A 21153-nucleotide genomic window follows, 5' to 3' on the forward strand; every position below is an offset into this window, starting at 1 on the left:
GGCCGGGGACGGCCATAAGGCCCTCCCCGGCCCGTGCCGGTGCTGCGTATGTCAGTGAACCTGGTCCACGTCGACGAGGTCGACGCGGATGCCACGGCCACCAATGGCGCCCACGACGGTGCGCAGGGCGCGTGCGGTGCGGCCATTGCGGCCGATCACCTTACCGAGATCGTCGGGGTGGACCCGGACCTCGAGCACGCGACCGCGGCGCAGATTGCGCGAGGCCACTTGCACATCGTCCGGGTTGTCGACGATGCCCTTCACGAGGTGCTCGAGAGCCTCCTCGAGCATGCTCAGGCCTCGGTCGACTCGGTGGACGGGGCCTCAGCAGCCTCGTCCGCCTTCTTGTCGGCCTTCTTCGCCTTCGGGGTGATGGCCTCACCCTTCGGCTCGTCACCCTCGAGGCCCTTGGTGAAGGCATCGAACGCGGCGCGCTTGTCCTTCGGCTCCGCGACGAGCAGCGGCGCCGGGGCCGGCAGACCCTTGTGCGCCTGCCAGTCACCGGTGAGCTTCAGGATCGCGAGAACCGGCTCGGTCGGCTGGGCGCCGACGGACAGCCAGTACTGCGCACGCTCCGAGTTGACCTCGATGCGCGAGGGGTTCTGCACCGGGTGGTACAGGCCGATCTCCTCGATGGCCCGGCCGTCACGGCGGGTACGGGAGTCGGCGACGACGATGCGGTAGTGAGGCGAACGGATCTTGCCCAGACGCTTCAGCTTGATCTTGACTGCCACGGGAGTGGTGTCTCCTGGTCTTGACGTGGTTGGGCACAACGAGATGCCACGTGGGGTTGCGGTACTCGGGTGCCCGATGGACGCGTCAGCCGGAGGCGAGAGGGTTCCTGTGCGGCTGTCGAGTACAGCTAGCCATTGTGCCACAGACCTGCGGCGGGCTTGCACCCGGCCGGTGTCGCACCGCCCCCGTCGGCGGCCCGACCCGGCGGGCGGAGGCCATCAGCTCGCGGCGGCGACTACTTCCGGGATACGGAAAGGCTTGCCGCAGCCGCCGCAGACGATGGGGGCCTGGGCGAGAACGGACGGGACGACGCGGACATTGCGGCCGCAGTCGCACACGGCCTTGACCCGCACGCCACCGGCCGGACGAGCCGTGCCGGGCGGCCGGCCCGCGGAAGGTGCGCTTGGTGTCGGAGGCCGTCGCGACGGTGTGCGCCTTGAGGGCGCGCTGCAGTCTCTCGATCGTGGGTCGGTACCGCCGCTTCGCCTCGGAGTTGAGCGCGACCAGCGAGAAGCCGCTGCTGGGGTGCGGCTCGTCGACATGGTCCAGCCCCATCTCCTCGGCGATCGCCAGGAATCGGCGGTTGTGATAGCGGCCGGCGCGGGAGGTGTCGCGGACACCTCGGGCGGCGGCGATGCCATGGACTGCCTCGTGGAGCAGTCGCTCGAAGGAGAGCTCGTGGCCGCAGGCGGACGAGGACTCTCCGATCAGGGACTCTGGCGCGGCAAGATCCGGCAGCTCGGGGTGGTGCCGCTGAATATCGGCCCACGCCTGTGCCAGCTCTGCGGCGAGAACAGGTGGTGTCGTGCTCACGTCGTGATAACGAGCCGGGGCGCTCGCGGGTTCCATTCCGGGGCATCCCAAATAATTTGCACGTACCCGTCAGTTGCCGTTGATGCGTCCGGACGAGGGCGGGTGCGCCGATCTGCGGAGAAGCTTCACAGCTCACATCAAGGTGGTACGTAGCGGCGCGTACGCCCCAGCGCATAGACAAGGGCCGTGCGCCGGGGCGGCTGCCCGATTCCGGGCCGCGTGCGCCTCAGCAGGCCGGGTCAGTACGCGCGGGCCACGATCGCGACAGTACCCGGCGCGTCATCGGCCTCAGGAACCGACCCGTCCTCGGCGACCAGACACCGTACGGACACGGCCTGCTCGGCGAGCTTGTCCTCGCCTTCCTGGCCCAGGGTCGACCAGGGGATACGGGCCCAGCCGCCGGCGACCGCGGCCTCGGCGGCCTCCTCGATCGTCGTCACGTCGGTCGTACGGGACTCGCGGCGGTCGCGCGACTCCTTCAGCAGCTGCGCCTGGTCCTCCTCGAGGAGCTTGGGCAGCAGCCCGGCCAGCGCCTCGATCCGCACCGGCTCCTTGCCCCCGGGGATGCGGCGGGCCAGCATCGCGGTGCCCGCCTCCAGGTCGCGCGGGCCGACCTCGACGCGTACCGGAACGCCCTTGAGCTCCCAGTCGACCGCGCGGCGGCCGAAGGGGGTGTCGGTGCGGTCGTCGATCTGCACGCGCAGGCCCGCGGCCTTCAGCCGGTCGCCGATCTCGCGGACCTTGGCGACCGCCTCGTCGCCCTTGATGGCCATGACGACGACCTGGACGGCCGCGAGACGCGGCGGGACGCGCAGTCCGTTGTCGTCGCCGTGCGACATGATCAGGCCGCCGACCATCCGGGTGGACGAGCCCCAGGAGGTCTGCCAGGCAAGCTCCTGCTTGCCGTCCTTCGACAGATACGTGGTGTTGAAGGCCTTGGAGAAGTTGGTGCCGAGCTCATGGCTCGTACCCATCTGAAGGGCCTTGCCGTCGCCCATCATGGCTTCGAGCGTAAGGGTGTTGATGGCGCCGGCGAAGCGCTCCTTGGGCGTCTTGCGGCCGAGCACCACGTCGATGCCCAGGACGTTGATCATGAAGTCCGCGTAGACGTGCTTGTGGATGTAGGCGGCGTAGTCGCGGGCGTCCTCGTAAGTGGCGTGGGCGGTGTGGCCCTCCTGCCAGAGGAACTCGGTCGTACGCAGGAAGACGCGCGGGCGCATCTCCCAACGGACCACATTGGCCCACTGGTTGATCAGGAGCGGCAGATCGCGGTAGCTCTGCACCCACTTCGAGAAGTAGTCGTTGATGATCGTCTCGGAGGTGGGGCGTACGACGACGGGCTCCTCGAGCTCCTTTCCGCCACCGTGTGTGACGACCGCGAGTTCGGGTGCGAAGCCCTCGACGTGCTCAGCTTCCCGAGTCAGGTAAGACTGTGGGATGAAGAGCGGGAAGTAGGCGTTCTGGGCACCCGCGTCCTTGATGCGGGCGTCCATCTCCTGCTGCATCCGCTCCCACAGGCCGTAGCCGTACGGCCGGATGACCATGGTGCCGCGCACCGGGCCGTTGTCCGCCAGTTCGGCCTTGTTGATCAGGTCCTGGTACCACCGCGGGAAGTCTTCCGCCTGGGGCGTGAGAACGGGTGCCTTTGCCATGGCGCGCATCGTACGGCGACACCGCGGCCAAGCGTGAATCGGCCGGCGTCTGCGGGCGCACGCCGGGGGCACGCAAGCATTGCCACTCAACCCCTGGACTTGCGGGCGCATGCGGAGTTCTCTGGCATACGGGGGGGGGAGCGCAGGCGTACGCACACGGGGGGCTGTCCTTCAGGGCTCTGCTGACCTCTTGGCGGATTGGGGCGCTTTCGATGACACCAACGCTCGTCCAGCACCGACCCCACGCGTCGTCTGCGTCTCCGTCTCCGGCGGAGGCGTGTGCGCGGGCCCGGGACTGGGCCGAGATCCAGGAACGGATGCTGGTACCGCTGTACGAGGCGGTGTACGAGCGGTTGGAGGTCGGCTCCGGGACGCGGCTGCTCGGCCTCGACTGCGGGGGCCGGTCTCGCACTGCTGATCGCGGCGTCGCGCGGTGCGCGGGTGACCGGGCTCGACACGGACCGCGAACGGCTCGCGCTGGCGCGGGAACGAATGGCTCCGGACGCGGGGGCGGCTGCGCGGGACGTGGAGCTGGCGGAAGGCGATGCGGCGACCGCGGCGGATTCGGAGCGGGGTCCGTACAACCTGATCACCGCGTTTCAGCCGATCGGCTGTGCGGCGGGTGACTCGGAGGGCCTTGGACCGGCTGTCGCGGCGGCCGTCGAGCTGGCGGAGCACGGCAGCGCGGTCGTGCTGACGGGCTGGGGCCCGCCGGAGCGGTGCGCGACGTCGGGTGTGCTGCGGGTGGCGGGCCGGCTGACCGACCGGCTGCGGAAGGGCGGCTGGCGCCCGGCGCTCCGGGACGACTTGGAGGACGTCGCGGCCCAGGCGGGCCTGAAGCCGGACGGCTCGGGCCGGGTGGCGTGCCCCTTCGGCTACGCGGACATGGAGAGCGCGGTGCGGGGGCTGCTGTCGACGGGGCTGTACGCGGCGGCGGTGCGGGCGACGGACCAGTCGCAGGTGGAGAAGGAGATCAGGGAGGCGCTGCATGCGCATCGGCGGCGGGACGGCACGGTGTGGATGCCGAATGTGTTCCGGTACCTGATCGCGCGGACGCGGTGAGGGTGGGCGGGGGTGCGGGTGCGGGTGCGGGTTCCGCTGCGCGGGGCCTTTCCCCTCCCCGCCCCTTCCCACAACCGGGGCAAGCCCCGGATCCCGGGGGCGGCAGCTTCGCGCCGCCAACATGCGAGGGCTCGCCCGGACCCCTGAACCGGGCCCGGCCGACGGCAACTTCGCGCCGCACCCTGCGGGAGCAACTGCCCGCGCCAGAGGCGCGCGTGATGCCCGGCGGGCCCGTTCACGCCGCCGCCCGGCCGGGGCCTGCACGGCCGCTCATGAGCGGCCGCTGCGCGCGGCCACCCCGCGGAGAACTCTCCCCGGGCCGGGCACGGGGACCCCGCACGGCGGGCGGCAGCTGCGCGCCGCCGTGCGGGCGTTCCTGAGCGGCAGCTTCGCCCGCCAGCCTGCGGGCACTCGGCCGGGCCCCGCACGGGCGTCCCGACGAGCCGGCGGCAGCTTCGCGGCGCCGGGCTGCTGAGGCTCGGGCGGCCCCGGGATCGCCGGGGCAGCCAACGGACCTCATGTGGCGCGCCACAGGCCGACGCGCTACTCCGCCTTGTCCGGGCGTGAGATGCCCGCCGCGCGGTACGCCGCGGGCTCCTCCAGGGTTTCGTTCTCCAGCAGCGCCCGCGCCAGCGCGTCCAAACGGTCGCGGTTGTCTCGCAGTTGGCGGCAGGCGCTCTCGTAGCACTCGTCGACGATCCTGCGCATCTCGTGCTCCAGCGTGTCCAGCGTCGCCGGGGCGGCGCAGAGCCCGTACGCCTGCTGGGCGTCGTTCGGGATCGCGGTCAGTCTGCCGACCCGTTCGCTCATGCCCCAGCGGCCGACCATGCCCCTGGCCAGGTGCGTGACCTGTTCCAGGTCGCTCTCCGAGCCCGTCGTGATCACGTCGAAGACCACATGCTCGGCCGCCATCCCGCCCAGCGCGCCGACGATGCGGCCGCGGAGATACGCCTCGGTGTACGCGTACCTGTCCACGTCCGGCGTGGAGAGCGTGACGCCCAGCGCCCGGCCGCGCGGCACGATGGTGACCTTGCGGACCGGGTCCGCGCCGGGCTGGAGCATGCCGAGCAGCGCGTGACCGCTCTCGCGGTAGGCGGTGCGTCTGCGATCCTCCTCCGGCATGATCAGCGGGCGTTCCGCGCCGAGCTGGACCTTTTCCAGGGCGGCGAAGAGGTCGGACTGGGTAACTGCCGGCTGCTGGCGCTTGACCGCGAGGAGCGCGGCCTCGTTGACCAGGTTGGCGAGATCCGCGCCCGTCATCCCCGGCGTCGCGCCGGCGATCTGGGCCAGGTCGACGTCCTCGGCCAGTGGGACCCGCCGGGTGTGGATCTCGACGATGGCCTCGCGGCCGGCGCGGTCGGGCGGAGAGACCTGGACGACCCGGTCGAAGCGGCCGGGCCTGGTCAGCGCGGGGTCGAGGATGTCGGCGCGGTTGGTGGCGGCGAGTACGACCACTCCCTCCGAGCCGCTGAAGCCGTCCATCTCGGTGAGGATCTGGTTGAGCGTCTGCTCGCGCTCGTCGTGCCCGCCCAGGCCCGCGCCGCCGCCCCGCAGCCGCCCGATCGTGTCGATCTCGTCGATGAAGATGACGGCGGGGGCGACCTTGCGCGCCTCGGCGAAGAGTTCACGGACCCGGCTGGCGCCCACTCCGACGATCATCTCGATGAACTCCGAGGCGGACGCGGAGAAGAACGGCACCCCGGCCTCGCCCGCCACTGCCCGCGCCAGCAGCGTTTTCCCGGTCCCGGGCGGTCCCGAGAGCAGTACGCCGCCGGGCATCCTCGCGCCCATCTTCCGGTACGCCTGCGGGTTCTTGAGGAACTCGACGATGTCGTTGAGCTCGGCCTTGACCTCGTCGATGCCGGCCACGTCATCGAAGGTGGTGCGCCTGCCCGGCTCGACCTCCACCGGCTTCGGCTTACGCCCGAGCACGCCGCCGCCCAGCGGCGCGCCCGTCCGCCGGGCGATGTACAACCACAGCAGTACGAGGAACAGCATCGGCGCGAGCGAGATCAGCAGATTGGCCAGAATGCCGCGTCCCGTGGTGACGACCGGCTCGGCCGTCACGGTGACGTTCTGCTTGCTCAGCTCGTCCCAGAGCTTGTCGTCGGCGAAGCCCGGCCGATGGGTCGTGAACTTGGTGTAGTCGCCCTTGCCGTCAGGAAGGGGTGCCTCCCGCTTGAGCTCGCCCTGGATCGTGTCGCCCCTGGCGTAGATCTTCGAGACGTTGCCGTTTGACCTGCTTGCTGAACTCCGTGTACGAGATGGCTGGCCCGCCCCCGCCGCCGAAGAAGGACAGCAGCAGATTGGCGGCCAGAAAGACGACGAGCGCGGTGAGAATCAGGCCGGCCCAGCCCCCGGGCATCTTCCTGGACGGAGGCGCGCCCTCGGAGCGCCACGGCTGGTCGATCCGCTCGCGTGGGGGTACGGGGTTGACCACGCCTGCTCTCCTCTGCCGTGACTCGGCGCCTGTGCCCATGACCGCACAGATCCCCAGGCGTCGCCAGCCGAAGCCGCCGGCCCTGCGAGGGCGCCGTCACGCGGCCGGACCGAGCACGCAAAGGGCCCACGACCGGTCCGGTCGCGGGCCCTTCGGGGCTGGTGTCAGCGTGTCAGCACGTCAGCCCATGAACTTCTTGAAGTCCTCGGGCAGTTCGAAGTCCTTGCCCGGCTCACCGGTCGGCAGGCCGAACGCGTTGCCCTGCGCCGCCTGCTCGCGGCGCGCCGCGGCCGCCTGCTCCTCGGCCTTGCGCTTCATCGGGTTGCCGCTCTTGCGCTTGCCCTTGGCCTGCTTGACCTGCTTCTTCTGGCGGCCAGGGCCACCACCCATGCCGGGCATCCCGGGCATACCCGGCATCCCACCGCCCTGCGCCATCCTCGACATCATCTTGCGGGCCTCGAAGAACCGCTCAACCAGGCCCTTCACGGCGCTGACCTCGACACCGGAGCCCTTGGCGATACGGGCACGGCGCGAGCCGTTGATGATCGTCGGCTCCTGACGCTCGCCGGGCGTCATCGACTTGATGATCGCGGCGGTACGGTCGACGTCCCGCTCGTCGATGTTGTTGATCTGGTCCTTGATCTGCCCCATGCCGGGCAGCATCCCGAGCAGCTTGGAGATGGAGCCCATCTTCCTGACCTGCTCCATCTGGGCCAGGAAGTCGTCGAGCGTGAAGTCCTTGCCCTTGCTGCTCGCCAGCTTGGAGGCCATTTTGGCGGCCTCTTCCTGGCTGAAGGTCTGCTCGGCCTTCTCGATCAGCGACAGCATGTCGCCCATGCCGAGGATGCGGGACGCCATGCGGTCCGGGTGGAACGCGTCGAAGTCGTCCAGCTTCTCGCCGTTGGAGGCGAACATGATCTGGCGGCCGGTGACGTGCGCGATGGAGAGCGCCGCGCCACCGCGGGCGTCACCGTCGAGCTTGGAGAGCACCACGCCGTCGAAGCCGACGCCGTCGCGGAACGCCTCGGCGGTGTTGACCGCGTCCTGACCGATCATCGCGTCGACGATGAAGAGGACCTCGTCGGGGCTGACGGCGTCGCGGATGTCCGCGGCCTGCTGCATCAGCTCCTGGTCGATGCCGAGGCGGCCGGCGGTGTCGACGATGACCACGTCGTACTGCTTGGACTTGGCGTGCTCGATGGAGTCCTTGGCGACCTTGACCGGGTCGCCGACGCCGTTGCCCGGCTCCGGCGCGTAGACCGCGACGCCCGCGCGCTCGGCGACGACGGAGAGCTGGGTGACCGCGTTGGGGCGCTGGAGGTCACAGGCGACGAGCAGCGGCGAGTGCCCCTGGCCCTTGAGCCACAGGCCCAGCTTTCCGGCCAGCGTCGTCTTACCGGCACCCTGCAGACCCGCGAGCATGATCACGGTCGGCGGCTGCTTGGCGAACCGGAGGCGGCGGGTCTCGCCACCGAGGATGCCGATGAGCTCCTCGTTGACGATCTTGATGACCTGCTGGGCCGGGTTCAGCGCCTGGGAGACCTCGGCGCCACTCGCGCGCTCCTTGACCTGCTTGATGAAGGCCCGGACGACGGGCAGCGCGACATCCGCCTCGAGCAGCGCGATACGGATCTCGCGCGCGGTGGCGTCGATGTCCGCCTCGGACAGGCGGCCCTTGCCCCGGAGGTTCTTGAATGTCGCGGCAAGGCGGTCGGAGAGGGTGTCGAACACGGTGGTCGCGGATCCTCAGGTGTCGGGAGCAGGCGGACAGTGTCCCCCAGGGTATCCGGCCGCGCGCGGTGTGGTCTGCCCCGTGGGGGGGTCTCACATCAGGCGCGCAGCACCGCCTCCAGCGCACGGGCCGTCTCGGCGGCCTCCTCGGCCGGCAGCGGTGCCCCTTCCGGGCCCGTCACATAGAAGGCGTCGACGGCGTTCGCGCCGAGCGTGGAGACATGGGCGCTGCGCACCCGTAGCTCCGCTTCGTCCAGCGCGCGGCCGATGCGGTGCAGCAGCCCGGGGGCGTCGTGGGCGCGGACCTCGATCACGGTGGCGAGCCGGGAGCCCGCGGGCGCGACGGTCACGCGCGGGGGCGGGGCCTGGACCCCGCGGCGGCGCGGATAGGCGGCCTCCCGCTCGGCGAGCCTCGCCGGGATGTCGAGCGAGCCGTCCAGGGCCCGTACGAGATCGGCGCGGAGCCGGGCAGCCTGCGGCAGGGAGCCGTACTCCGCCGCCACCCGCCAGCTCAGCAGCAGTACGCCACCGGGCCCGCCGAGTTCGCTGGGCACGTCGATGGAGCGCAGGTCGGCGGCCCGGACGGTCAGCCGGTGCAGGGCCAGCACGCCGGCCGCCGCGGGCAGCACCCCCGGCTGGTCGGGCAGCGCGATCAGCAGCTCGACGCCGACGGGTTCGGGTTCGTCGCCCGCCGGCTGCTCGGTCTGGGCGTGCAGCGCGAGCACCGGTTCGCCGGTACGCAGCGCCTCGATGGCGAGACGTTCCTGCTCGGCGCTCGGCGCGGCGGGCTCCGGCTCGATCGGCGCCGCGCCCGCGAGGACAGCCGCGACCCGTTGCACCAGGTCGCCGACGAGCGAACCACGCCAGGAGGACCAGGCGGCGGGCCCGGTGGCGAGTGCGTCGGCCTCGGTCAGGGCGTGCAGCAGCTCGAGCGTGCCGGCGGATCCGACGACCTCGGCGACGGACGCGACCGTGGCCGGGTCGTCCAGATCGCGCCGGGTGGCCGTCTCGATGAGCAGCAGGTGGTGGCGTACGAGCGTGGCGATGACGGCCACATCGGCGCGGTCGAATCCGATCCGGGTGGCGACGTCCTTGGCGATGGTCTCGCCCGCCACCGAGTGGTCCCCCGGCCAGCCCTTGCCGATGTCGTGCAGCAGGGCCGCGATCAGCAGCAGATCGGGGCGGCCCACCCGGCGGGTCAGCGCGGAGGCCTTGACCGCCGCCTCGACGAGATGCCGGTCGACGGTCCAGGTGTGTACGGGGTTGCGCTGTGGCCGGCACCGTACGCGCTCCCAGTCGGGCAGCAGCTGGGTGATCAGGCCCTCGGCCTCGAGCGCCTCCCAGACCCCGATCGTCGACTCCCCCGCGCCGAGCAGGGTGAGGAGTTCCTCGCGGGCTTCGGCGGGCCACGGCACAGGCAGCGGGCGGGCGGTGGCTGCGAGCCGCCGTACCGCGTACAGGGAGATCGGCAGCCCGGACTGGGCGGCGGCCGCGGCGGCCCGCAGCGGGAGCACCGGGTCGCGTTCGGGCCGCGCTGCGCGGGCGAGCACCACCTCGCCGTCCTGCTCGACGACGCCCTCGGCGAGGGGGCTGCGCTCGGGCTGGGTGCCGCGGCCGCCGCCCAGCATCGCCCGCAGCCGGGGCCGTACGGCGCGTGACCTGAGTACGCGGTTCACCTCGCGCCAGGTGACGTCCGTGGCGTACGAGACGGTGCGCGCCGCTTCGTACACCTGCCGCAGCAGCGCGTCGGCGTCCAACAGGCCGAGATCGGCGGCGACTTGGTCCTGCTCCTGCAGGGCGAGCCGGTCGGTGGCGCGCCCTGTGGTCAGATGCAGCGCGTCCCGGGCGTCCATCAGCGTCCGGCGGGCTTCGTTGAGCCCTTCGCGGGGCGCGTCGGCGAGCCAGGAGGCGGCGACGGCGCGCAGTGCGGTGGCGTCCCGCAAGCCGCCGCGCGCCTCTTTCAGGTCCGGCTCCAGGAGGAACTGCAACTCGCCCTGGCGCTCGGCCCGTTCGCGGCAGAGCTCGTCCAGCTCGGGCAGCCGCTTGGGGGCCTGGTTGCGCCAGTCGGCCAGCACGGCGGTGCGCAGCCCGGTCAGCAGACCCAGATCGCCCGCGACATGGCGCGCGTCCAGCAGCCCGAGCTGCACCTTGAGGTCTTCGCCCGCGGTCTTGCGGGCCTCGCCGGGAGTGCGTACGGAGTGGTCGAGTGCGAGCCCCAGATCCCACACCGGGTACCACATCCGGTCCGCGAGGGCGGCGATGTCACCCACGTCCGCCCGCCCGTCGTGCAGCAGGAGCAGATCGAGGTCGCTGCGCGGGGAGAGTTCGCCGCGCCCGTAACCGCCGACGGCGACGAGCGCCGTGCCCCGTACCCCGGCCTCCAGACAGGCGGTGGTGAACAGCGCGTTCAGCCAGTCGTCGGTCAGTCTGGCCAGGGCAGCACGGCGCGGCGGCCCGGACTGCGCCTTCTCGTTGAGAAGGCGCAGCCGGGCCGCCGCATAGCCGCTGGGTCCCGAGTCTTCCGCTTCGGTGGTCACATCAAGGCTCGTCACCCAGCAGCTCCTGTTCTGCTCTGCGTTTACAGCGCGTCCGGGCCGCGTTCGCCGGTCCGCACCCGTACCGCTGCCTCGACCGGGACGCTCCACACCTTGCCGTCACCGATCTTGCCCGTGCGGGCCGCCTTGACGACCACGTCGATGAGCTGTTCGGCGTCGCCGTCCTCGACCAGTACCTCTATGCGGATCTTCGGCACCAGGTCGACGGTGTACTCCGCACCGCGGTAGACCTCGGTGTGACCGCGCTGGCGGCCGTATCCACTGGCCTCCGTGACCGTGAGCCCCTGGACTCCGAAGGCCTGCAGGGCCTCCTTGATCTCGTCGAGCCGGTGCGGCTTCACGACGGCGGTGATGAGCTTCATGCGTCCACCTTCTTGGTCTGAGCCGCGGCTGCCACGGAGTCGCCCGGGGCGGGCACGGCCTTACGGGAACCGGCGCCGCCGCCGGCACCGCTGAAGTCGTACGCCGTCTCGGCGTGCTCGTCCTGGTCGATGCCGGAGACCTCGACGTCCTCCTCGACCCGCATGCCGATCGTCTTGTCGAGGACGAAGGCGAGCAATGCCGATGCCACCAGAGAGTAGGCCAGTACAGCGCCGACACCGACGGCCTGCTTGCCGAGCTGGTCGAGGCCGCCGCCGTAGAAGAGGCCCTTGACGTCGCTCTGGACGCCGCCGGTGGCGAAGAGGCCGACCAGCAGCGAGCCGACGATACCGCCGACGAGGTGGACGCCGACGACGTCGAGCGAGTCGTCGTAACCGAACTTGAACTTCAGGCCGACGGCCATGGCGCAGAGCACACCGGCGATGACGCCGACGGCGATCGCGCCGAGCGGGCTCACGGCGCCGCCGGACGGGGTGATGGCGACCAGACCCGCGACCGCGCCGGACGCGGCGCCGAGGGTGGTGAAGGCGCCGTGGCGGATCTTCTCGTACGCCAGCCAGGCGAGCATCGCGGCCGCGGTGGCGACCTGGGTGTTGACGAACATCACCGCGCCGACACCGTCGTCGTTGCCCAGCCACGAGCCGGCGTTGAAGCCGAACCAGCCGAACCACAGCAGACCGGCGCCGAGCATCACCAGCGGCAGGCTGTGCGGCCGCATCGGGTCCTTCTTGAAGCCGACGCGCTTGCCGATGACGAGGATCACGCCGAGGGCCGCGGCACCGGCGTTGATGTGGACGGCGGTGCCGCCCGCGAAGTCGATGACGCCGAGCTCGAAGAGCCAGCCGCCCGCACCCCACACCCAGTGCGCGACCGGGAAGTAGACGACGGTGACCCACAGCGCGACGAACAGCGCCCAGGCGGTGAACTTCACGCGGTCGGCGAGCGCACCGCTGATCAGCGCGGGCGTGATGATCGCGAACATCAGCTGGAAGACCGCGAAGACGTACACCGGGATGGTGTAGCCGTCCCACAGCTGGGTGATGCCGATGCCGCTCAGCCCGACGTAGTCGGCGCTCCAGCCGATGATGGAGCCCTTGTCGGTGCCGAAGGCGAGGCTGAAGCCGTACAGCACCCACAGGATGGTGACGATCCCGAGGCTGATGAAGCTCATCATCAGCATGTTGAGGGTGCTCTTGACCCGGACCATGCCTCCATAGAAGAAGGCAAGGCCCGGCGTCATGATCATCACCAGGGCGGAACAGATGAGCATGAAGCCGGTATTGGCTGCAGACAGTGTCGGGGCGTCTGCGGCAAGCGTCGAGATGCCTTGAGGCATCGGCGTCTCCTCGTCGTCGGTGCGGCCGCGTGCGGGCGAAGCCTGTGCGGAAGGGCGGGCCGGTTATGCGCCCTAAAGTTGACGCAAGGCGGTTTCCGCCAATGCCGCACGATGTTTCGCCGCAGTGACGAAGAGGTCCGGCGTGTTACGCGGCGATGAACAGGTGGGTGGGGCGGGAGGGCCGGGAGTACCCTCTGCGCACATCACCAGCCGACCACGACGCCCACCCGCCTGACCTGGCACGGGGGAGCCGAGTCGGGTTGTTCGGGGTGAGCGTCGCGGCCGGGGCCTGGTGACGCCGCCCGCTCAGACCGCTTCCGCGGTCTCGGGCAGCTGGGCGGTCAGCTGGTCGGTGAAGTGGGCGACCTCGGGAACGTCGCCGAAGTCCCGGGCCGCCGTGTCGACCGTCTTGCGCAACCGGGTGTTGACCCGCTCGGAGCGCACCCGCTTGGCGATCTTGAGCGCCTGGCCGGCCAGCTCCGTGGACTGCTCGGGCTCCTTCTTGAGCAGATGGACCGTGGCCATGCCGACCAGGTTGAGTGCGTACGACCGCTGGTGCTCGTCGTCCTGGCCGAAAAGCTCGACGGCGCGCCGCATGACCGGCTCGGCGAGCGAGGCGTAGGTGGGGCTGCGGCCCGCCACATAGGCCAGATCGCGGTACGAGTGGGCGTTCTCCCCATTGAGCTCGGCCTCGGAGAAGAAGCGGATCCAGTCGGGCTCGGACTCGCCGTCGAGACCCGTGTCGGCGAAGGTGTCCTCGGCCATCCGGACGGCTCGCTTGCACTTGCTGGGCTGGCCCATGTTGGCGTAAGCGCGGGCCTCCATCGCATACAGCATCGCCTGGGTGCGCGGGGTCGCGCAGTCGCGGCTGCCGTACTGCGCGAGATGGACGAGCTCCAGGGCGTCGTCGGGCCGCCCGAGGTGGATCATCTGGCGGCTCATGGAGGACAGGATGTACGAGCCGAGTGGCTTGTCGCCCGCCTCCTTGGCGGCGTGCAGGGCGAGCACGAAGTACTTCTGCGCGGTGGGCTGCAGTCCGACGTCGTAGCTCATCCAGCCGGCCAGCTCGGCGAGCTCGGCGGCGCACCTGAACAGCCGCTGTGAGGTGGCCTGGGGCTGCGGCTCCTGGAGCAGATCGGTTACTTCGTGCAGTTGGCCCACGACCGCCTTGCGTCGCAGCCCGCCGCCGCACTGCGCGTCCCACTGTCGGAACATGGCGGTGGTGGACTCCAGCAGCTCCAGCTCGGGCTTGGAGAGCCTCGAAGCCCTGCGCAATGCGGCGAGAGGCACCTGCTGCCCCGGCTCACCGGGCGGGGAGGGCACCAGCCAGCGCTGCATCGGCTCGACGAGTGCGGGTCCCGCGGCCAGGGCGAGCGAGGTCCCGAGGAAACCGCGCCGCGCCAGCATCAGGTCGCTGCGCGAGAACTCGCTGAGCAGGGCGACGGTCTGGGTGCCCGCCCAGGGGAGATCCACCCCGGACACTGCGGGTGACTGATGCGCCGAGCGCAGTCCGAGGTCCTCGATGGCGACGACGGTGCCGAAGCGCTCGGAGAACAGCTCGGAGAGGATGCGCGGAATCGGCTCGCGCGGCTGCTCGCCGTCGAGCCACCGGCGTACGCGTGAGGTGTCGGTGCTGATGTGGTGTGCGCCCATCTGGCGCGCCCGGCGGTTCACTTGACGCGCGAGTTCGCCCTTCGACCAACCGCTGCGCACGAACCACGAGCTCAACTGCTCGTTCGGGCGCTTGCCGGCATCCGTACCGTTTGCGCCGCTGCCGTCCACTGGAACGCCCCCATCCGCTGAAGCCTTTGTCGCCCCGAACCCCTACCAGAATGCCGTGAGTTGAGACCGTCCGTGCGGAGGTTGCGCCCTACCGAACAGGAAACCGAGTTGCCCCCGGCATACCCGCGGGTGCGCAAAGCTCCAGGGTTCGTGTACTGAAAGTAATCCCACGATCACCCCTCTCGCGAGCGCAATTGCAGAAACGCCACCATTCGCCACCCCTTCGAATGAACTCCCTTGCCGCCGGGCGCGATTCACTTGACATACGACGATCAGGATGTGGCGGAGCGGTGCACACACAGGCGCGCAGCCTGGTCCGCACCACCCCTTGCGCCACTGTGCGCCACCTGACCTTTACCGGTTGCGACTCAGTGTCACGAGGAGACTTCGGGTCGTAACCACCGGCGATTCAGACCCGTTGGAGGGGGCATGGGCTTCACGATCGGCGGCATCCGGGAGATGCGGTCCGGCTCACGGCGCCGCGGCCGCACCACAGAGTGCACAGTGGTGGCCGAGTACACAGGGCTGTGGGGCTGGGACGTGGCGCCGGGGGCGCGAGCGGCGTCCGGCGAATGTTCCTGCGAGGCGGCGGACTGCGCGTCCCCGGGGGCCCATCCACTCGGCTTCGCTCCCGAGGTGCCCGCGGGCGCGACGCTGGACGAGGTCACAAAGGCGTTGTCCGAAGTGCCGGGCGCGTCGCTGCTGCTGCCGGTCGGCCGCACCTTCGACATCCTCGACATTGCCGCCCCGGCCGGCCGGCGGGCGCTGGTACGCCTGGAGCGGATGGGGCTGCCGATCGGCCCGGTGACGGCCACGCCGGACGGCCGCTGCCAGTTCTTCGTCGCCCCCGGCGCCGCCGACGAACTCCCGGACCTGCTCTACCGGATGGGCTGGGACGACGCGGACCTGGACCTGCACTGCCTGGGCCCGGGCGCCCACATCACGGCCCCGCCGTCCGACCACGCGGGCCTGGGCCCGGTCAGCTGGCTGCGCCCACCGTCTCTGGACACGGCGCCGCCGGAGGCGCGACTGCTGTTGGGCACGCTGGCGTACGTCTGCCACCGTTCGTGAGCCTGGGTCGGGCGGCCGATACGGAAATGCCCGGCCTCGTCTGCACGACGTGGCCGGGCATTTCCTTGGGTACGTCATGACGCACCGCGAGCGGGTGCGCCTGCGGCGGGCTTGTTCCCCGCCCCGCGGCAGCTAGTCGCCGATCAGCGCATCCACGAACGCCTCCGGCTCGAACGGCGCCAGATCGTCCGGTCCCTCGCCCAGGCCCACCAGCTTCACCGGTACGCCCAGCTCCCGCTGCACCGCGATCACGATGCCGCCCTTGGCCGTGCCGTCCAGCTTCGTCAGCACGATGCCGGTGATGTCCACGACCTCCGCGAACACCCGCGCCTGCACCAGACCGTTCTGCCCCGTCGTGGCGTCCAGGACCAGCAGGATCTCGTCCAGCGGTCCGTGCTTCTCGACGACGCGCTTGACCTTGCCGAGCTCGTCCATCAGGCCCGTCTTGGTGTGCAGCCGGCCCGCCGTGTCGATCAGTACGACGTCGGCGCCCTCGGCGATGCCCTCCTTGACCGCGTCGAACGCGACCGACGCCGGGTCGCCGCCCTCCGGGCCGCGCACCGTGCGCGCGCCGACCCGCTCGCCCCAGGTCTGGAGCTGGTCCGCGGCCGCCGCGCGGAACGTGTCCGCCGCGCCGAGCACCACGGAGCGGCCGTCCGCGACGAGCACCCGCGCCAGCTTGCCGGTCGTCGTGGTCTTTCCTGTGCCGTTGACGCCGACGACCATGACGACGCCAGGGGTGTCCAGACCGCTCTCGGTCTTCACCGCGCGGTCGAAGTCGGTGCCTAGCAGATGCAGCAGTTCCTCGCGCAGCAGGCCGCGCAGTTCCTCGGGCGTACGCGTACCGAGCACCCTCACGCGCTCGCGCAGCCGCTCGACCAGCTCCTGGGTCGGCGCGACGCCGACGTCCGCGGTGAGCAGGGTGTCCTCGATCTCCTCCCAGGTCTCCTCGTCGAGGTTGTCTCGGGACAGGAGCGTGAGCAGCCCCTTGCCGAGCGTGTTCTGGGACCGGGCGAGGCGGGCGCGGAGCCTGACCAGACGGCCGGCGGTCGGCTCGGGGATCTCGATCTCGGGGACCGGCGGCGCCGCGACGACCGGATCCTCGACGGCGGCCGGGGTCTCGACGGCCTCGGCGGCGTCGGGGAGGTCGACCTCCTCGATCGTGCGGCGTGGCTCTTCGACCGTCGGCGCCGCGTCCTCACCGACCTGAGGCTCGGCGGGCGGGGCAGTGATGGTCGGCGTGCTCGACGGCGCCGAGGGCGGCAGCTGCTTCTTCTTGCGGCTGCTGACCACGAGCCCGCTGATCGCGCCGACCGCGACCAGGGCGATGACTACAGCAAGGATGAGGATTTCCATAACCCACCCAGTATCGGCCACGACCGCTCACCCGCAGCAGCCCCGGAGGATCCCACAAGGCCCAGGACTCCATTTGGACCTTTTGGGGGGTTCGGGCGATGCTGGTTGTTCAGGTCTTCTGCCGGCCGGCACTCCTCCCCCGGCGTCCCCCCGCCCCACTCTACGGAGCTCTTCCATGCCCCACGCCTCCGAATCCGAAGGCGCGATAGAGACCCGTGGCCTCGAACCCGTCCCCGACGGCGAGCGCACCGGCCACGTACGCGAACTCTTCCCCACCTGGGTCGCAGCCAACATCAGCGTGTTGTTGCTCACGATGGGTGCGGGCCTGATCGTTTTCAACGGTCTGAACTTCTGGCAGGTGCTGGTCGTCGGAGTCGCGGCACCCCTCGTCTCGTACGGAATCGTGGGCCTGATCTCCATCGCCGGAAAGCGCGGCGGCTCCCCCGGCATGGCCCTGTCCCGCGCGGTCTTCGGCCAGCGCGGAAATCTCTTCCCCGGCTCGCTCATCTGGGTCGCGCGCTGGGGCTGGGAGACGATCAACGCGGTTACCGGCGCGTACGCCGTGCTGACCGTGCTGGATCTGCTCTTCGGCGTGGAGAGCAACACCGCGCTGATCGTCGTCACGCTGCTGGTCTTCGTCGCCTGCACGTTCCTGGTCTCCGGGCTCGGCATCAATGCTCTGCGCGTGTGCAGCAAGTGGTCGACATATCTCTTCGGCGCGTTCAGCGTGCTGGTGCTGGTCCATCTGGTCGCGAACACCGACTGGTCCGCGGTCTTCGGCAAGCCGGCCGGGTCGACGGCGATGATGGTCGCGGGTATCGGCACCATCGCGGCGGGCGGCATCAGCTGGGTCCCCTCGGGCCCGGACTTCACCCGCTATCTCCCGCGCGCCGCGTCCGGCAGGGCGATGGTCGGCTCGACGGTCGGCGGCGCCGGGATCGTCGTACTGCCGATGGTGCTGATGGGCGCGGTGATGGCGGTCTCGACGCCGGATCTGGCGAGCGCCACCGACCCGGTCGCGTTCATCGGCCAGATCCTGCCGATGTGGATCGCGGTTCCGTATCTCCTCATCGCGCTGGTGGGCATGCTGCTGATCAACTCGATGTCGATGTACTCGGCGGGCTTCACCGCGCAGACCCTGGGCATCAAGGTCCCGCGCGCCTGGGCGGTCAGCGTGAACGCCGTCATCAGCCTGGTATTCGGCTTCCTGCTGATGGTGGTGGCGACCAGCTTCATCGGCTCGTTCATCTCCTTCCTGACACTGCTCGCGGTGGCGTTCTCGGCGTGGATCGGCGTCTTCGGTGTGGACATGCTGCGCCGGCGCACGTACGACGGTGGGGCGTTGATGGATACCACGCGCACCAGCGCCTACTGGTACCGGGGCGGCTTCGCCTGGCAGGCGATGACGGCGTGGGCACTCGCGCTGCTGGTCGGTCTGCTCTTCACCAAGGTCGACTGGTTCGCCGGTCCGCTCGCCCCGACCTGGATCGGGAAGCACGGCCTGGGCTGGGCGGCCACGATCGTCGTCTCGGCGGCGCTGTACGCGGTGCTGCCGCGCACCCGGTCCGCGGCGCCCGAGCCGATCCCGGCCGCTCCCGTCACAGAACCCGAGTCCACGACCCTGTCAATCTGACGCTGCGTCAGCTACCGTCCTCCTTCGCCACGTTCACACCGGCGGAGGGGGACGTTCCCATGGCCTTCACAGTGGCCCGCTTCAATCTCGTCGATCCCGGCGCGACGCCCGATACCCTCGCGGCTCGCTATCGCGCCGCCCTGGAGATGGCCGCGTACGCCGACGACCGCGGCCTCGACACGATCCAGACCGAGGAGCACCACGGCGCCGAGAACAACTGGCTGCCGTCTCCCTTCGTCTTCGCCGGGGCGGTCCTCGGCTCCACGCGCCGGATCGCGGTCACCGTCTCCGCGATCATCGGTCCGCTCTACGATCCGCTGCGGCTGGCAGAGGACATCGCCGTACTCGATCTGGTCGGCAAGGGCCGTCTGGTCACGGTCGCGGGCATCGGCTACCGGCCGGAGGAGTACGAGCAGTTGGGGGTGGAGTGGACCCGGCGCGGCAAGCTCCAGGACGAGCTGCTCGAGACACTGCTGACGGCGTGGACCGGTGAGCCGTTCACGTACCGCGGGCGGACCGTCCGGGTGACCCCGCGTCCGTACACCCAGCCGCATCCGATGCTGCTGGTGGGCGGCTCCTCGCGGGCGGCGGCCCGGCGCGCGGCCCGGCTCGGGCTGCCGTTCTTCCCGAGCGCGCATCTGCCGGAGCTGGAGGCGTACTACCACGAGCAGCGCGAGCGGTACGGGACCGAGGGCTGGACGATGATGCCGGCGGAGAAGACGCCGCTCCTGCATCTCGCGGAGGACCCGGACCGCGCGTGGGCCGAGTATGGCGGGTACTTCCTGCACGAGGCGCGGATGTACGCCTCCTGGCAGTCGAAGGACATCCGCTCCGCGGTTCGCTCGAAGGCGACGACGGTCGAGGAGCTGCGCGAAGAGGGCGTGTACCGGATCGTCACGCCGGACGAGTGCGTGGCGCTCGGCGGGGACAGCCTGGTGCTGCATCCGCTGTGCGGCGGCATGCCGGTGGACGAGGGCTGGCGCAGCCTTCAGCTCTTCGCCGAGAGCGTGCTCCCCCGGCTCACTGGCTGAGCCTGCCCGACGCACACGTACTGCCCCGGCTCGAGGGCCTCTGGGAGACGCTGAGCCGGGGCAGTTCCGTGGTGAGGAGAGGGGCAGCGGGGATTAGCCCATCTCCTCCAACGCCTTGCCCTTGGTCTCCTTGACGAACAGAAGTACGAAGGGGATCGAGAGCGCGGCGAAGGCTGTGTAGATGACGTACGTGCCGGAGAGGTTCCAGTCCGCCAGGCTCGGGAAGCTCGCGGTGATGGCCCAGTTGGCGATCCACTGCGCGGACGCGGCGACGCCGAGTGCCGCCGCGCGGATCCGGTTCGGGAACATCTCGCCCAGGAAGACCCAGACCACGACGCCCCACGAGAGGGCGAAGAAGAGCACGAAGACATGCGCGGCGATCAGGGCGACGGCTCCCTGGGTGCTGGGCAGCTTGCCGTCGACGAGGTCGGCGGAGAAGGCCCAGGCCTCGAAGGCAAGGGCGATCGCCATACCGGCGGAGCCGACGAGGGCGAGCGGACGTCGGCCGACCCGGTCGACCAGGACCATCGCGATCACGGTGCCGATGATGTTGATGATCGACGTGGTGAACGAGTAGAAGAAGGACTCGGCCGGGTCGATGCCGACCGACTGCCACAGCGCCGCGGAGTAGTAGAAGACGACGTTGATGCCGACCAACTGCTGGAAGAGGGAGAGTCCGATGCCGACCCAGACGATGGGCAGGAAGTTGAAGCGGCTGCCCAGCAGGTCCTTGAAGCTCGACTTGTGCTCGCGGCGCATCGCGAGGTCGATCTCGGCGACACGGGCGTCCAGGTCGATTTTGTGGCCCTCGACCTCGCCGAGGACCTCCTTCGCCTTGTCGACCTTTCCGACGGAGATCAGGTAGCGGGGCGACTCGGGGATCGCGAAGGAGAGCAGACCGTACAGCATCGCGGGGACGACCATGACGCCGAGCATCCACTGCCAGGCCTCGATCCCGCCGATCTCGCCGCGCTGCTCACCGTCGGCGAGCTGCAGGATGCCGTAGTTGACCAGCTGCGAGACGGCGATGCCGATGACGATCGCGGCCTGCTGGAAGGAGGCGAGCCGGCCTCGGTAGGCGGCCGGGGACACCTCGGCGATGTAGGCCGGGCCGATGACCGAGGCCATGCCGATGGCGAAGCCGCCGATGACGCGCCAGAAGGCGAGGTCGTAGAGGGCGAAGGGGAGGGCGGAGCCCACCGCGCTGACGGTGAAGAGCACGGCGGCGATCTGCATACAGCGGATGCGGCCGATGCGGTCGGCGATCCGGCCGGCGGTGGCGGCGCCGATGGCGCAGCCGATCAGGGCGATGGCGATGACCTGGGCGAGCGTTCCCGAGCCGATGTCGTAGCGGTCCCGGATGGCCTCGACGGCGCCGTTGATCACGGAGCTGTCGTACCCGAAGAGGAAGCCGCCCATCGCGGCGGAGGCCGTGATGAAGATGACGTGGGCGAGATGCTCCGGGTGGGCTTCACGGGCTCCCGATGCCGGTGGCGGCTGCGAGGTGCTGGTCACGTGTACTCCTGGGGCCGTCCGGCAGCGTCGCCGGGCGTGGGCAGGGCGAGCCCTTCAAGT

At 70.5% G+C, this 21153-nt stretch carries 13 protein-coding genes and 3 pseudogenes; 4 read left to right on the forward strand and 12 right to left on the reverse strand.

Features of this window, described 5'->3' with window-relative positions; translation table 11 throughout:
- Positions 1-51: 51 nt before the first annotated feature.
- The 4 genes and pseudogenes from QFZ67_RS10625 to proS form a co-directional block, all read right to left on the reverse strand.
- Positions 52-291 carry an RNA-binding protein gene (locus QFZ67_RS10625; protein ID WP_018850017.1) on the reverse strand — a complete coding sequence of 80 codons (240 nt, stop codon included), beginning with the start codon at positions 289-291 and terminating at the stop codon, positions 52-54.
- A gap of 2 nt (positions 292-293) precedes the next feature.
- Positions 294-734 (reverse strand): 30S ribosomal protein S16, encoded by a 441-nt coding sequence (rpsP, locus tag QFZ67_RS10630; protein WP_307660848.1) that lies wholly within the window; start codon positions 732-734, stop codon positions 294-296.
- Between the two features lie 219 nt (positions 735-953).
- Positions 954-1584 (reverse strand): annotated as a pseudogene (locus tag QFZ67_RS10635) (hypothetical protein).
- A 203-nt stretch (positions 1585-1787) separates the two neighbouring features.
- Entirely contained in the window at positions 1788-3200 is a 1413-nt protein-coding gene (proS, locus tag QFZ67_RS10640) for a proline--tRNA ligase (RefSeq protein WP_307660849.1), read from the reverse strand.
- Positions 3201-3412: 212 nt separating this feature from the next.
- On the opposite strand from proS, the pseudogene QFZ67_RS10645 reads away from it, so the two are divergent.
- Positions 3413-4262 (forward strand): annotated as a pseudogene (locus QFZ67_RS10645) (methyltransferase domain-containing protein).
- Positions 4263-4805: 543 nt separating this feature from the next.
- Here QFZ67_RS10645 and ftsH read toward each other — a convergent pair.
- From ftsH to QFZ67_RS10675, 6 genes and pseudogenes are all read right to left on the reverse strand, one after another.
- Positions 4806-6627: pseudogene (gene ftsH / locus QFZ67_RS10650) on the reverse strand (ATP-dependent zinc metalloprotease FtsH).
- 255 nt (positions 6628-6882) lie between these two features.
- Positions 6883-8433 carry a signal recognition particle protein gene (gene ffh, locus QFZ67_RS10655; protein WP_307660850.1) on the reverse strand — a complete coding sequence of 517 codons (1551 nt, stop codon included), beginning with the start codon at positions 8431-8433 and terminating at the stop codon, positions 6883-6885.
- A 98-nt stretch (positions 8434-8531) separates the two neighbouring features.
- Entirely contained in the window at positions 8532-10985 is a 2454-nt protein-coding gene (locus QFZ67_RS10660) for a [protein-PII] uridylyltransferase (RefSeq protein WP_307660851.1), read from the reverse strand.
- 26 nt (positions 10986-11011) lie between these two features.
- Entirely contained in the window at positions 11012-11350 is a 339-nt protein-coding gene (locus QFZ67_RS10665; RefSeq protein WP_307660852.1) for a P-II family nitrogen regulator, read from the reverse strand.
- Positions 11347-12705 carry an ammonium transporter gene (locus QFZ67_RS10670; protein WP_307660853.1) on the reverse strand — a complete coding sequence of 453 codons (1359 nt, stop codon included), beginning with the start codon at positions 12703-12705 and terminating at the stop codon, positions 11347-11349. Before QFZ67_RS10670 ends, QFZ67_RS10665 begins: the two co-directional genes overlap by 4 nt.
- A gap of 306 nt (positions 12706-13011) precedes the next feature.
- Positions 13012-14487 (reverse strand): hypothetical protein, encoded by a 1476-nt coding sequence (locus QFZ67_RS10675; protein WP_307660854.1) that lies wholly within the window; start codon positions 14485-14487, stop codon positions 13012-13014.
- Positions 14488-14916: 429 nt separating this feature from the next.
- Here QFZ67_RS10675 and QFZ67_RS10680 point away from each other — a divergent pair, with 429 nt between their 5' ends.
- Positions 14917-15558, forward strand: coding sequence for a bifunctional DNA primase/polymerase (locus QFZ67_RS10680; protein WP_307660855.1), 642 nt, complete (start codon positions 14917-14919; stop codon positions 15556-15558).
- Between the two features lie 132 nt (positions 15559-15690).
- On the opposite strand, the gene ftsY is transcribed toward QFZ67_RS10680, so the two are convergent.
- The gene (gene ftsY / locus QFZ67_RS10685) at positions 15691-16914 is read right to left on the reverse strand and encodes a signal recognition particle-docking protein FtsY (protein ID WP_307660856.1); all 1224 of its coding nucleotides are present in this window, start codon (positions 16912-16914) and stop codon (positions 15691-15693) included.
- A gap of 175 nt (positions 16915-17089) precedes the next feature.
- On the opposite strand from ftsY, the gene QFZ67_RS10690 reads away from it, so the two are divergent.
- A complete protein-coding gene (locus QFZ67_RS10690; RefSeq protein ID WP_307660857.1) occupies positions 17090-18547 on the forward strand; it encodes a cytosine permease in 1458 nt (485 codons plus the stop codon).
- A gap of 59 nt (positions 18548-18606) precedes the next feature.
- The gene (locus QFZ67_RS10695; protein WP_307660858.1) at positions 18607-19578 is read left to right on the forward strand and encodes an LLM class flavin-dependent oxidoreductase; all 972 of its coding nucleotides are present in this window, start codon (positions 18607-18609) and stop codon (positions 19576-19578) included.
- A gap of 93 nt (positions 19579-19671) precedes the next feature.
- On the opposite strand, the gene QFZ67_RS10700 is transcribed toward QFZ67_RS10695, so the two are convergent.
- Positions 19672-21093 carry a sugar porter family MFS transporter gene (locus QFZ67_RS10700; RefSeq protein ID WP_307660859.1) on the reverse strand — a complete coding sequence of 474 codons (1422 nt, stop codon included), beginning with the start codon at positions 21091-21093 and terminating at the stop codon, positions 19672-19674.
- Positions 21094-21153 lie beyond the last annotated feature (60 nt).

The organism is Streptomyces sp. V1I1 (assembly GCF_030817355.1).
Classification (GTDB): domain Bacteria; phylum Actinomycetota; class Actinomycetes; order Streptomycetales; family Streptomycetaceae; genus Streptomyces.

What these genes read in the sequence shown, in the direction of transcription:
- QFZ67_RS10625 (WP_018850017.1), bottom strand. Translation starts at nt 291, where the DNA reads ATGCTCGAGGAGGCTCTCGAGCACCTCGTGAAGGGCATCGTCGACAAC.
- proS (WP_307660849.1), bottom strand. Translation starts at nt 3,200, where the DNA reads ATGGCAAAGGCACCCGTTCTCACGCCCCAGGCGGAAGACTTCCCGCGG.
- QFZ67_RS10665 (WP_307660852.1), bottom strand. Translation starts at nt 11,350, where the DNA reads ATGAAGCTCATCACCGCCGTCGTGAAGCCGCACCGGCTCGACGAGATC.
- QFZ67_RS10670 (WP_307660853.1), bottom strand. Translation starts at nt 12,705, where the DNA reads ATGCCTCAAGGCATCTCGACGCTTGCCGCAGACGCCCCGACACTGTCT.
- QFZ67_RS10680 (WP_307660855.1), top strand. Translation starts at nt 14,917, where the DNA reads ATGGGCTTCACGATCGGCGGCATCCGGGAGATGCGGTCCGGCTCACGG.
- ftsY (WP_307660856.1), bottom strand. Translation starts at nt 16,914, where the DNA reads ATGGAAATCCTCATCCTTGCTGTAGTCATCGCCCTGGTCGCGGTCGGC.
- QFZ67_RS10690 (WP_307660857.1), top strand. Translation starts at nt 17,090, where the DNA reads ATGCCCCACGCCTCCGAATCCGAAGGCGCGATAGAGACCCGTGGCCTC.
- QFZ67_RS10695 (WP_307660858.1), top strand. Translation starts at nt 18,607, where the DNA reads ATGGCCTTCACAGTGGCCCGCTTCAATCTCGTCGATCCCGGCGCGACG.